Annotated in this window: 4 protein-coding genes; all 4 read left to right on the forward strand. The window is 60.7% G+C overall.

Annotated elements, in window-relative coordinates:
• The first annotated feature begins 133 nt into the window (after positions 1-133).
• The 4 genes from IFT76_RS05635 (at position 134) to IFT76_RS05650 (ending at position 14,468) form a co-directional block, all read left to right on the forward strand.
• Positions 134-1,657: a fumarate hydratase gene (locus IFT76_RS05635; RefSeq protein WP_122479347.1), complete on the forward strand. Its 1,524-nt coding sequence runs from the start codon at positions 134-136 to the stop codon at positions 1,655-1,657.
• Between the two features lie 337 nt (positions 1,658-1,994).
• Positions 1,995-5,405, forward strand: a complete 3,411-nt coding sequence (locus IFT76_RS05640; RefSeq protein ID WP_274603803.1) for a Tc toxin subunit A — start codon at positions 1,995-1,997, stop codon at positions 5,403-5,405.
• A gap of 688 nt (positions 5,406-6,093) precedes the next feature.
• Positions 6,094-9,603, forward strand: a complete 3,510-nt coding sequence (locus IFT76_RS05645) for a Tc toxin subunit A (protein WP_192057600.1) — start codon at positions 6,094-6,096, stop codon at positions 9,601-9,603.
• A gap of 101 nt (positions 9,604-9,704) precedes the next feature.
• Entirely contained in the window at positions 9,705-14,468 is a 4,764-nt protein-coding gene (locus IFT76_RS05650) for a Tc toxin subunit A-related protein (protein WP_192057601.1), read from the forward strand.
• Positions 14,469-14,476 lie beyond the last annotated feature (8 nt).

The raw sequence follows: 14,476 nt of genomic DNA on the forward strand, positions 1-14,476 counted from the left end.
GATCCAGCCGCGCTATACTGCCGCGCCTTTTTCGCGCCGACCTGCTACAAGTTGACGCACCTCGAAAGCCATGCGCCAGGCAAGACCTGACCGGCTTTTTCAACGAATGTTCCCCACAAGAGGAGCGCGCCCCATGACCGTGATCAAACAAGACGACCTGATTCAGAGCGTCGCCGACGCCCTGCAATTCATTTCCTATTACCACCCCGTGGATTTCATTCAGGCCATGCACCAGGCCTACCTGCGTGAAGAATCCCCGGCGGCGCGCGACTCCATCGCCCAGATCCTGATCAACTCGCGCATGTGCGCCACCGGCCATCGGCCGATCTGCCAGGATACCGGCATCGTCACCGTGTTCGTGCGGGTAGGCATGGATGTGCGCTGGGACGGCGCCACCATGAGCCTGGACGACATGATCAACGAGGGCGTGCGCCGCGCCTACAACCTGCCGGAGAACGTGCTGCGCGCGTCCATCCTGGCCGACCCGGCTGGCGCTCGCCGCAACACCAAGGACAACACACCGGCCGTGATCCACTACTCCATCGTTCCCGGCAACACCGTGGAAGTGGATGTGGCCGCCAAGGGCGGTGGCTCCGAGAACAAGTCGAAGATGGCCATGCTCAACCCGTCCGACTCGATCGTAGACTGGGTCCTCAAGACCGTGCCAACCATGGGCGCCGGCTGGTGCCCGCCCGGCATGCTCGGCATCGGTATCGGCGGCACGGCCGAAAAGGCTGCGGTGATGGCCAAGGAAGTGCTGATGGAGTCCATCGACATCCATGAGCTCAAGGCACGTGGCCCACAGAACCGCATCGAGGAGATCCGCCTGGAGCTGTTCGAGAAAGTCAACCAGCTGGGCATCGGCGCCCAGGGCCTCGGCGGCCTGACCACCGTGCTCGACGTCAAGATCATGGACTACCCGACCCACGCTGCCTCCTTGCCGGTGTGCATGATCCCCAACTGCGCCGCCACTCGCCACGCCCACTTCGTGCTCGACGGCTCCGGCCCGGCTGAACTCGAAGCGCCGGACCTGGACGCTTACCCGGAAATCGTCTGGGAAGCCGGCCCGTCGGCGCGCCGGGTCAATCTCGACACGCTGACGCCCGAAGAGGTGCAAAGCTGGCAACCCGGTGAAACCATCCTGCTCAATGGCAAGATGCTCACTGGCCGCGATGCGGCGCACAAGCGCATGGTCGAGATGCTGAACAGGGGTGAAACCCTGCCGGTCGACCTCAAGGGCCGTTTCATCTACTACGTCGGCCCGGTCGATCCGGTCCGCGAAGAAGTGGTAGGCCCTGCCGGCCCGACCACCGCCACGCGGATGGACAAGTTCACCCGGCAGATCCTCGACCAGACCGGCCTGCTGGGCATGATCGGCAAGTCCGAGCGCGGCCCAACCGCCATCGAGGCGATCAAGGACCACAAGGCCGTGTACCTGATGGCCGTGGGTGGCGCCGCCTACCTGGTGGCCCAGGCGATCAAGAAGTCGCGCGTAGTGGCCTTCGAAGAACTGGGCATGGAAGCGATCTACGAGTTCGACGTCAAGGACATGCCGGTCACCGTGGCCGTCGACAGCAAGGGTGAGTCGGTCCACATCACCGGGCCAGCCATCTGGCAAGCCAGGATCGCCGAAAGCCTGGCGGTGGAAGTGCAGTAAGCGTTTTGTGCTGAACCGAGAAGCCCGGCTCTGTGCCGGGCTTTTTGCGTTCATGAGCCGGATTCAGCTGGACAGGCGACCCTAACCGCGTGGCCAGGCTTTGCCTACCTATCAGTTCTGTGGATACCCCGCTCTCGGCAGGCCCGCTAAAAAGTCGGCCTGATTACCCCCTTGAGCGAGGCACACCATGAACACACCTGAACGCCCCGACCCAGTTTTCGACGACGGCGACCACCTGCCTCCCGAGGCCGAGCTGCCCGAGCTGGCGGATCCAACACCTAACCCGCTGTTCGACAACCTGGTTCCGCTCACCCCGGAAAATCGCCTGCCGGGCAGAATGAGCTTCACCGACGCGATGCCGGAAATGGGCATGAGCTCGGTGTTCGACATCATTCGCCAACCCAAGGCCGAATTCACCCGTCAGCTACGTACCCTCAGCGATGCCGATGGCGAACTGGCCTACGACAATGCGCTGTGCTACGCCACCCAGATCGCCCGCTCCTATCGTGAAGACGCCGTGTCCTCAGGCCGCAACCTGCCACTGATCGCCCCGCAGACCGGCGTGCGTGCACTGGTCGACATCGGCCCGAGCTACCCCAACCTGTTCAAGGAAAACTGGGACCAGTTCTGCAAGGTCGGCGCCATCGAAGCCATGGACGGCCCGGTGGCCTACTTGGGCTCGCTGCGCCGTTTTGCCGAGCAGAAGATCGAAGGCGCGTCCACGTCGCCACTGCGGATACCGCTGGCGGTGCGCCGGCCGGACCTGGACAGCCTGTTGATCGACGAGCAGAGCACCTACCAGAGCGTGCCAATGCTGGACCTGGTGAACAACGTGTTGAGCCAGGGCATTGCCAAATACCAGACGGAGAAAGGCGACGCGCGGCCGATTCATGAGTTGCTGGCGGAGAAAAAGCATCCGTTCGTGTTTCCCTATCACTTTGCGCATCAGCAGGTGAGCTTGGCGTTGAGCGGTGAAAAGCCGACGCTGGGGGAGTTGAACTACCGGATGAGTATCTCGCCGCTCGGCGAGGAGTCTGCTTATGGATCCGTAGGAATAAGCGCTACCGTCGCCCAAATTGGATTGGCAGGTTTGAGTCCAACTATCGAGACGCTGGTGACATCGGCCTCCCCGTTCAGCCATTTCTATGTATCACTGCGCGATCTACTGGGTAATAAACAATTCCTGACGCCAGGCGCCGAACAATTCAAGTCACACAAGCACTTCACTAGTGGCTTTCTGATGCCGTCACAAACCTCCGTTAAGTCGGTCGAGCCTCCGGCTTTGCAGTTGGAGTGGTCTTCATCGAGGGATGACACACTTGCTCATCTAGTATTCACAGGGGCCGAGCAGTCTATTAGAGAGCTGCCCGTCAAGTTTGCCAGTCAGGATTATCCAGCCGCCAAAAAATGGCACATGCACAACGCTGTCTACGGCAGCACGCTGAATACCAAGACACTAATAATTACCTATTCGGGCACCGATGCTGCGTTGAGCGACGCCGCTGGCCGCCGCTGTGATGTGTTGATCACGGCACAATCCTGGTCGCAGCTCGAGGACTGGGCACCTTCGAAGCGGGTTGCACCTTGGAAATTCACCTTCACGCCTGACGACGACTGTGCTCTGAATGACCAAGAGCGCGCGTTTTTTGTCACGCACTACGGAGTGGATTTTACCCATGGCTCGATGAATCCACTGGTTGGCCTGGACCGTTTTCTTCACTCCACAGACCTTGACAGTAAGGCCACGGAAAACCTGCTCGCAGTCAAGGCATTCGCCCCCATACAGTCGCCTAACTTCATCTCCCTCAACCGCATGGCCACCGGCATTCGCGGTTCCAGACCTTTCCCCCGCTCCAATCACTACGGAGCCAGCTACATAAACGGCATTGGTGGGAAGGACTCAGGCACAAAATCCTATGACAACTACGACAACACTATCGGCCTGGCCAAAGCCACCTCTGGCGATAAATGGCAGCTGACCAATACCAGCCTCGAGCGATACGACCGGCTGCAACGCATGATCCGGCTGCAGAAGGCTACCGGCCTCTCGTTCGCTCAGTTGGACATTCTCATGATCGGCGCCATGCGTTCTGAAAGTGATGCCAATGCTGGACTGCTAATCAACGGCAATACGCTCAGGACACTCGGGATGTACCGCTACTTCAGCCGCGAGTACTCGATTGCGGCTGATGAGTTTGCCGCATTCGTACACCATGTCTCGCCCTACGCCGCGACGGGTCAGGTTTCCATGCTCGACAAAGCGTTCAATACACCCGTGCTCTTCGATAGGCCTTTGGTGATTGATGACGGTGGTTTCAACCTGAACTCCTCTGATCCACTGCACCAGAAAACCGTCGCGCAACTCTGCGCAAGCCTGGGCGTTCAACCAGGCCGAGAGTTCGAACGCTTGGTCGCCGACACCCTGACTGCCGTGACGCCATTGAAACGCTCGCTGGCAGTGGTGTCCTCGCTTTACCGCCAAGCCCGTATCGCGCAGATGTTCGGTCTCTCGGCCAGCGACTTCTGGGAGCTGACGACCTTGCTGGGTGGCAGCGCCTATCGCGGGTCGATTGCCAGCGGTCGCTTGAAAGCGCTGGACTCTGCTGGCAAGGACATCCTCGACATCCTGATGGAACTGGACTGGGCCGTGCGCTGGCTCAAGGCCAATAAACTCACGGTCACCGGGCTGCTCGCCTTGTTGAGCACGGACGCTGCACAGGAGCCAGGCAACGCCCTGCTCGAGCGCCTGCAGCAGATGGCCGATGAGGGCCGTACCTTGGCCGTGAACGCCGCCACGATATCCGCCCTCGGTCTACCCAACAAAGCCACCGGCGCAGCCATCGACTGGCACACGGAACTGGGCAAAGGGACCTCAGCCATCATTGATGCGGCCGGGCTGGTGAAGCCGCTTCAACCAACGCTGACCGACACCGATCAGCAGCAGCTGGCAGAAAAGGTTCGCTCGCTGGTCGCCTCGCTGGGGCTGGCCGCCAATGACGTCCAGATCGCCGAAGACACACTGAATACGTATCTGGCCAACGCCCTGTGCCGCCAGCAGAGGCTTGTGGAAGGCCTGCTGCAGGAACACACCACGCTCCTGCCGGAATTGGCGGTATGGGTCGCCCACTGCGCCGATGTTTCACCTTACCGCCTGCTCGAGCGCACCTTCCAGGCCTGGCCGATGGACGCCGAGCCCGATGCCGCCAAAGTGAGTACGGTTCTGGCCGACCTGCGCCAGATCGACACCTGCGCACGCGCTGTCAGCTGGGCCAAGGTTGGCACCGCCGCGTTGCGCACCTTCGTCGTCAACCCGGCGTGGCTGGGGTGCGAAAGCCTGTGGCCGTTGTCCTTGAACACCCTGCACCTACTCAAGGCCTACGACAGCCTGTTCAACACCTTGGGGCAGACGGAAGAGCGCCTGCTTGGTTACGTGCAGCAAGCCAATGCATTGGTATCCAGACGGCCCGGCAAACGCCAACTGGCGGTCCAGTCGCAAACCTGCAATGCCGCCCTGGCGAGCTTGCTGGGCTGGAGCGAAAGCGAGGTGGCGGTGCTCACCGCGCTGCTGCCTCAGCAAACCGCCAAGAGCGTTGCCCATATCGACTGGGTGCGCCGCGCACAGGCCCTTTCGCTGGAAACCGGCCTCAACGCCGCGACCCTGCTCAAAGCCTGCTCCCTGCATGCCGACAGCCCCGAAGCTGACTGGCAAGCGGTGGGCCAGGCGGCCATGGCGGCCGCGGGCCGTTGATTCACCAGATGTTCAGGCCGGCCTCTTCGCGGGTAGAGCCCTCTGCCCGCGAAGGCCGCGCCGCTTTTGCAAGGTGATTCGCTTACCCAACAGCCCTGGGAAACCAGCCCAGGTCGGCCGGTCACGCCAGTGCCGCTGCCCTGTTGTCCTGCCCGGACGCTTCGTTTAGCTCGATATCAACGACATGCCCACCTGCCTGCTTTATCTCAGGTGCGCAGTCCAGGCATGCCCCTGCATCCACGCCCTCCCCAGCTCACCTACAGCCGCCAGCAACTGCGCGTCATGCCACACCGCAGCTCGCCCCGTCGAAACCTCGCACCCGTTACAGCACCTTCTCGTCCAGGCATCCAGCCTACCCGACAGCCCACCATCGACAGCGCCTGAAACGGCACCATCACCTCAGCATTCAACCTGGTCGCCTGCCAGCATCAGCATTTGCTTGTCCGCGATGATGTTATTTCTCCGCAGTAGCGTGGTCGGCTACAAAACGCCCCAGTCCTTGCGACAGCTCGGCGTACACACCTGTGCAGTGCACGGATGCCCCGGTTTTCAGGGCTTTCGAGGTAGCAACAGGGCATCTCATAACGCCATTGAACAGCCCTGGCTACCTATCAGTTCTATGGATACCCCACCCTTCGCTCGCCCGCTAAAACATTGGCCTTGATCAGCCTGATGAGCGAGCCCCCGCATGACCACACCTGAACGCCCCGACCCAGTTTTCGACGACGGCGACCACCTGCTTCCCGAGGTCGAGCTGCCCGAGCTGGCGGATCCAACACCCAACCCGCTGTTCGACAACCTGGTTCCGCTCACTCCGGAAAATCGCCTGCTGGGCAGAATGAGCTTCGCCGACGCGATGCCGGAAATGGGCATGAGCTCGGTGTTCGACATCATTCGTCAACCCAAGGCCGAGTTCACCCGTCAGCTACGCACCCTCAGCGATGCCGATGGCGACCTGGCCTACGACAATGCCCTGTGCTACGCCACCCAGATCGCCCGTTCCTATCGTGAAGACATCGTGTCCTCAGGCCGCAACCTGCCACTGATCGCTCCGCAGACCGGCGTGCGTGCACTGGTCGACATCGGCCCGAGCTACCCCAACCTGTTCAAGGAAAACTGGGACCAGTTCTGCAAGGTCGGCGCCATCGAAGCCATGGACGGCCCGGTGGCCTACCTGGGCTCGTTGCGCCGCTTTGCCGAGCAGAAGATCGAAGGCGCGTCCACGTCGCCACTGCGGATACCGCTGGCGGTGCGCCGGCCGGACCTGGACAGCCTGGTGATCGACGAGCAGAGCACCTATCAGAGCCGCCCGATGCTGGACCTGGTGAACACGGTGCTCACCCAGGGCATCGAGAAGTACCAGGTAGAAAAAGAAGACCCACGGCCGGTGCATCAACTGCTGGCCGAGAAAAAACACCCGTTCGTCTTTCCCTATCACTTTGCCCATCAGCAGGTGAGTTTGGCGCTGGAAGGTGACAAGCCAGTACTGGGTGCGCTGAACCTGGCGCTGAGGACGGGTCTGCAAGCATCCGCCCATCCTGTGGATCAACGTAACGCCTTGGCGCTGTTGTCCGGTTTGAGCCCTGCGCAGCAACATCTGTTAATGGCCGAAAGGCGCTTTCCAGCCTTCAACTTGTCGCTGCAAGGCCCTAGCTGGTACACACCAATCATTTCAAACATCCACCTGTGGGACAGCAACACCACTCATATCGAGATACCTGAGCAAGAGTCGGTCATAAGCGTTTTACACACTGACAGCGATACGCTGATAGAAATGCGCCTGATCAACAATGGCCGATCCCAGACAGTCAAACTGCGTGGTCGAGTGCTTCAGGAAGGTGCTGGCGGCAGTTGGAAAATGAGCCATCAGCATGCGGATGGTAACTTGGGCATTTGTTTTGTTCTCTATTACAAAGCCGAAGATAATCCCGGAGTGGAGTTGGCACTTCACTATGATGCCCCCTTGGTATTGAACGTCATGGTGACTGTTGCCGGCCAATCGCGCATCGGTCGCCAGATGGTGTTCGATGTCAGTACGCTTGGCGATCCTGTTCTGGGCCGTGATTTGAACGTTGCCGAGCGCGACTATCTCCAGGCCCACCTGGCAATTGACCAACGTAACCTCGGCGAGTCGCTGTTGAACCGGGCCAAGGTCTTCTGCGACAAGACCGGCGTCGATGCCGAACAGCTGACGGCACTGCTCTCGCAAAAAGACCATAGCCCTCACGTCTCGCCCAATTGCCCCATCCGCAACAAGACCGGTGCCAGCAATCCGTTGCGACGCTCGCCTACACCGATGAACTATGGCGCTGTTTTCATCAACGGCAACGGGGCCATTGATCGCTTCAAACCCCGCGACAACAGCTATCAGTACAACAACGCTGTTTCCCTTGTGGAAGAAACGCTGGGCAGCGAGCGTACTGTCTATCTGGCCTATACCTCACTGGATAGGTTCGACCGAATGCAGCGCATGATCCGCCTGCAACGTTGGACCAAACTGCCATTCGCCGAGTTGGATACCCTGATCGTCTCGGCCATGCGCGCGGAAGGCGATGCCAACCCTGACTTGACCCTCAATCCTAATACGTTGCGTATGCTGGGCGCTTATCGCTATCTCAATGGCCGCCATGGCATTGGCGCTGAAGAGTTCGCCGCGTTCGTTCATGATGTGTCTGCGTTCGCCAGCGGCACCCGCACACCGCTGTTCGACCAGGTATTCAACAACCCGGTACTGTTCGGCACACCCCTGGTTCTGGACCACGGCTCATTCAGCCACACCAGTGACGACCCTGCCCACCAAGCCACTGTCAATCAGCTGTGCGCAGGGCTTGGCTTGACACCTGAGGCATTCGCCGCGGTCGCGCTTCAGACCATCGAGCATGTCGGTCCTCTCAACCGCTCACTGCTCACGGTGTCGGCTTTGTACCGACTGACCCGAATCGCACGCCTGTTCAGGCTCGAGGTAGAAGACTGTCTTTACCTGATCGAGTGCCTGGGCGGCCGCACCTACCTGCGCCATTGCACTGTTGGCACGCTCCTGCAAGGTAATGAAACGCAAACGGACGTGCTGGATATCCTCATTCATCTGGATGGCGTGGTCGACTGGTTGGGGCGCCACAAGTTGAGCGTTGCCAAGATGAGGACGCTACTTGCGGTGGATGCCGAGGCCAGCCCGACCACAGGCGTGCTCGAACGTCTGCAACAGCTGGCAAGCGACGGTCGCAGCACTGCCGTGACACCGGTGGCAGTGGCCGCCTTGGCTTTGCCCGGCAAGGCCACAGGGGCGACCATCGACTGGTTCAGCGAACTGGGCAAGGGCGCCAACGCGCTCATCGACAGTGCAGGGTTGATCAAGCCACCGAACGCAAACGTGGCAGGCAGTGATCACGCGCAACTGGCCGCGCAGGTCCGCGCCTTGATCGCAACCCTGGGTCTGGGGAGTGACGACGTGGCTGCCGCTGAAACCCGGCTTACTGCTTTCTTGCTCGACGCCTGGGCCCGCCAACAGCGCTTGGTCGAAGGCCTGCTGCAGGAACACACCACGCTCCTGCCGGAATTGGCGGTATGGGTCGCTCACTGCGCCGATGTTTCACCTTACCGCCTGCTCGAGCGCACCCTCCAGGCCTGGCCGATGGACGCCGAGCCCGATGCCGCCAAAGTGAGTACGGTTCTGGCCGACCTGCGCCAGATCGGCACCTGCGCACGCGCTGTCAGCTGGGCCAATGTCGGCGCCGCCGCATTGCGCAGCTTCGTCGTCAACCCGGCGTGGCTGGGGTGCGAAAGCCTGTGGCCGTTGTCCTTGAACACCCTGCACCTGCTCAAAGCCTACGACAGCCTGTTCAACACCCTGGGCCAGCCAGAAGAGCGCCTGCTCGGCTACTTGCGGCAGGCCAATGCACAGGTCTCCAAACGCCCCGGCAAACGCCAACTGGCGGTCCAGTCGCAAACCTGCAACGCCGCCCTCGCCGCCTTGCTGGGCTGGAGCGAAAGCGAGGTGGCGGTGCTCACCGCGCTGCTGCCTCAGCAAACCGCCAAGAGCGTTGCCCATATCGACTGGGTGCGCCGCGCACAGGCCCTTTCGCTGGAAACCGGCCTCAACGCCGCGACCCTGCTCAAAGCCTGCTCCCTGCATGCCGACAGCCCCGAAGCTGACTGGCAAGCGGTGGGCCAGGCGGCCATGGCGGCTGTAAACCGCTGATTCACTGGGTGTCCAGGCCGGCCCCTTCGCGGGCAGAGGGCTCAGCCCGCGAAGGGGTCAGCACTGGCGCCCCTCCATTACTCATCCAAAGGAATACCTGCATGACCATCGCAGCCACACTCAACGAAAGCTTTCGCGACGCCCTCGTCGCCTACTACCTGGGCGAAGTCGTGCCCAACGACGCCACTCTGGCCGACCTTGGCCTGGCCAATAAACTGAAAACCGAAAACGACCTGTACGAATACCTGCTGCTGGACACCCAGGTCACCCAGGCCGTGGAAACCAGCCCCGTAGCCAGTGCCATCGCCAGTCTGCAGCAGTACATCAACGGCGCGCTGCTGGGCATGGAGCCGGGTTACAACGACGTACGCTTCAGCGAAGCGCTGCTCGGCGAATGGCGCGACCAGCGTAGTCAGTACCCACTGTGGGCGGCCAACCAACAGTTGGCCTGGTACCCCTCGCTGTACATCGACCCCTCGCTGCGGATGAAGAAATCCAGCTATTTCCAGCAGCTCGAGAACGACATCAATCAGAACCGCATCAGTTTGGACACTACTCAGGAGGCGGTGCAGAACTACTTGGCCAGCTTCGAGGAAGTGGCCAATCTGAGCATCATCAACGGTTACATCGCCGGCACCGACTTCAAGGAGTCCACCTACTACTTCATCGGCAAGTCCCGCGCCGAGGGCGCCTACTACTGGCGCTCGGTGAACATGGCCGAACGTACCTACGTCAGTGGTACTCAAGGGCCGAAGGTGGACAATCCGAACCCAGGGGCTTGGTCGGACTGGAAACGGGCCAACCTGCCCATCTCCGATACTGCCATCGAACACACCATTCGCCCGGTTTACTTCAATAACCGGTTGTTCGTGGTGTGGGTTGAGTACGTTGAAAGTGTAGAGCCCGGCGGCAGCGGTGACCTTGAGGCCACGCCGCCCGAAGATGGCAAGTATCCCCATCGCTCATTAACCAGCAGCAAACCAAAAATGTCGGCGAAGCTGCGCCTGAACCTCACCTACAAGAAATACGATGACAGTTGGAGCGCACCGCAGTGCTACATGGATGTTGACGTTGACCCGGGATCAGCCGCTATGCTGGACGTACACACAGTTGCGGTAGTGGATAAGTCGACAAATCCTGAAGGCCTATTGATGCTGATGCACAAAGGTTATTCGACCGGCGCAAACAACGACGGTACCCGCGACACCTACAAGTGCCTGAAGAGTCTGAAGCTAGACAAAAACTTCGTGACCACGGCGCTATTTCCTGAGCGCGGGATGGTTGATGACGACACCTCCGACACCGGCATCTACAGGTTGATGGTACTGCGAGCGGGACGATTGTTCGCCAACGCCAATGCCGGGCGTTTTCAGTTTCCGGTAACAGCGGGCGTCATATCCATCAAGTCTGTAAGCACCACTTCCCCCCATCCCAATAGTTCTGAAGTTCAAGGCTGGAACTATCTTGGGTGGCAGGACAGGGTGGGGAATAGTTCGGTAAACCGCCAGGTGACGTTCAACGCCACGACCAACAGGCTCAGCTTTTCATCACACGTGGCCACCGCGTTCACATCCGAACAAGAGTTCAATATCGAGTGTACAAACACTGGCTTTAGTTTATCGTTGATCGGACTCAAACCGACAGATGCAACGAGCGACATTATCCTGGACGCAAGGTCCACATTTCGAGCTACATATGACGCTTTCAAGCAGAATTTCGATTACACATTTTACAAAAGTCGTGAGGGTACATTTACTCCATTCCTGAAAAATAGTACAGGCTCAAACCTGACGCTGAACGCTTCGTCCGGTACCGCCAGCCTAGCAGGCAAGCGGTTGACGCGGGCAGCCTTTGACCGCCTCACCGGTTCAGATCCAGCCATTCCACCAGGGCTCGGCCTGACTATCACGCATACGAGCAGTGGCGTTTTTTTCCATCAGGGTCTTCTCAACGCTTTACCCAACACCCTCACTCAGAACTATCAGCAATTTCTCGCCCGAGCAACGTCGGTTACTACGCCAACACCGCCCAGCATGACGCAAAAGACTAATCTGAAAGTTGCGCCGACAGCGACTTCCGAGTTGTTACCCGGCCAGCATAACCAGAGCATCGATATCGCCATCAATCCGGAGACACTGCGGCCTGATTGGTCAGCCAACTTCCCGGACACAACCTTCACCGTCATTCACGGCGTCTATGTAACCCAGCGTGGTGTTGGCGTTACCAGAAGCCTGGGGCACTGCTGCAAAGCTACAAAAATCGAACTTCAGGCGATTGGTTCCGGAGACAGCCTGCGCGCTCCAAAGATTTCTCGGCATACCAACCCAACGTTGGGCACCGTTGAGTACATAGACTTCGCCAACTCAACAATTGCCAAGAACGACAACGACAACGCCAACCGACAACCCATCCGCATGAACACCCTGTTCGCCCGCAACCTGATCGAGCGCGCCAACGTTGCCTTGGAAAACCTGTTGTCCTGGGAAACCCAATGCCTGCCCGAGCCTGGGCTAGGCAACGGCTCGGCAGACCCCTTCATGGACTTCAAAGGCGCCAACGGCCTGTACTTCTGGGAGCTGTTCTTCCACCTGCCGTTCCTTATCAGCCACCGCCTGAACACCGAGCAACAGTTCAGCGAAGCCGAGCACTGGCTCAGCTTCATCTTCGACCCGAGCCGACGCGCCGACAGCAGCGGCCGTCCCGACTACTGGAACGTGCGCCCGCTGGTGGACGACCTGAGCCGCGAGCGTGCCACCCGCGCGCCGATCGATCCGGACGGCATCGCCAGCGACAACCCGGTGCACTACCGCAAGGCGGTGTACAGCCACTTCGTTCGCAACCTGCTGGACCGCGGCGATGCGGCGTATCGCCAGTTGACGCCGGATGCGTTGAACGAAGCCAAGCTTTGGTATGTGCGCGTGCTGGACCTGTTGGGCCCGCGTCCGGACAAGCGCCTGGTCAGTGGCTGGAAGCCGCTGACGCTGAAAAAGCTGTCGGATTCGGTCAGTGGCGGGCTGCGCGCGTTCGAGCAACGTTTGATCGAGCAGGAGCGCCTGGTCGCCGAAAGTGCCGCCGAGAACGACGGTCGGTCACTTATCATCTTCCAGCAGCCGCCGCTGGCGCTCATGCCTTTTGCGGTCGACCCATCGCTGGCCGAACTCGACAGCCCGCATTTCCGCGTGGCCCTGAACCGCGAACTGGTGCAGAACTGGGACACCGCCGAAGCGCGGCTGCGCAACCTGCGGCATAACCGCACCCTGGACGGCAAGCCGCTGCAGTTGCCACTGTTCGCCGCACCGCTGGACCCACGCGCGCTGATGTCGGCGTTCGGCTCCGCAGCCGCCGGGGGCGGTAGCGGTCGATTGCTCGGCCAGGAAATCCCGCACTACCGCTTCAGCGTCATGCACAACCGTGCCAGCGCTGCGGTAGAAAACCTGATCCAGTTCGGCAGCACCCTGCTCTCGTTGCTCGAACGCAAGGACAATGCCCAACTGCAGGAAATGCAACAGCAGCAAGCCTGGGACATGGCCAAGCAGGCCATCGTCCTGCAGCAGCTGGTTCAGGGTGTGGAGGCCGAAGGCCGCAAGGCGCTGTTGGCCAGCCGTGCGATCGCTGAAAACCGTTTGAGCCATTACGCCACCCTGGCTTCTGAAGTCGTGAGCGCCGGGGAAGTATCTGCCGGCGCCCTGCATCTGCAAGGTCGAGTCGCCGAAGGGGTGGGCTTCGTCTCCCAGGCCATTGGCGAGGGCCTCAAGGTAGCGCCCAACCAGGTCGGTGCAGTGGGCGGCGTGATCGCCGGCATGGCCGGTGGCGCAATCGTCGGCGCCACCACCGGCGGCTGGCGCCTGGAAGGCGTCACCGGCATTGCCACTGCCGTGGCCCAAGGCATGGCCACCGCTTTCCATGGCGCGGCTGAAGCCCTGGACCGCACCGAGCAATACCGTCGTCGCCATCAGGAATGGATGCACGCCGAAGACCAGGCCAAACGCGAGATCGAGCAGATCGATGCGCAGCTGGCGGTGCACGACGAGCAGGCCAAGGTCACCGCCGAGCAGTTACGGCAGACCGAGCTGATGGTTGACCAAGCGGCCACCACCTATCAGTTCCTCAACAAGCGCTTCACCAATGCCCAGCTCTACCAATGGCTCAACGGCCAGTTCGCCACCTTCTACTACCAGGCCTACGACACCACGTTGTCGCTGTGCCTGGCCGCCGAAGCGTGCTGGCAGTACGAGATCGCCGACTTGAAGACCCGTTTCATTCAGCCGGGTGCCTGGAAGGACAGCTACCGCGGCCTTACCGCCGGTGAGTCGCTCAAGCTCAACCTGATGAAGATGGAAGCGGCCTACCTGCAACGCAATGCGCGCTCGCTGGAGATCACCAAGACCGTGTCGGTGCGCCGTCTGCAGGAAACCGAGGCCAAGCCGTGGGCGACCATCGTCGAGGACCTGGGCAAGACCGGTGGGCTGGAAATCAAGCTGGAACAGGGCCTCTTCGACAACGACTACCCCGGCCAGTACCTGCGCCGCATCAAGCGCGTCAGCGTGACCTTGCCAGCGGTGCTGGGCCCTTACGAGGACCTGGCGGCCGTCCTTACGCAAACCTACAGCAAGGTGGAAATGGCCGACACGGTGGGTGCCAACGTTTGGGAAAACATGCGCGCCAGCCAACAGATCGCCCTGTCCAGCGGCGTCGACGACGACGGCATGTTCACCCTGAACTTCGACGACGAGCGCTACCTGCCGTTCGAGGGCACAGGGGCGGTGTCGACCTGGAACCTGCGTTTCACCCGCTCCACGCCTGAGCTGTTGGCGGCGTTAAGCGATGTGATCGTGCGGGTTAGCTACACGGCGAAGTCCGCGTAGTTCGGGCG

The sequence above is a fragment of the Pseudomonas sp. CFBP 13727 genome (assembly GCF_014841915.1).
Taxonomy (GTDB): domain Bacteria; phylum Pseudomonadota; class Gammaproteobacteria; order Pseudomonadales; family Pseudomonadaceae; genus Aquipseudomonas; species Aquipseudomonas baltica.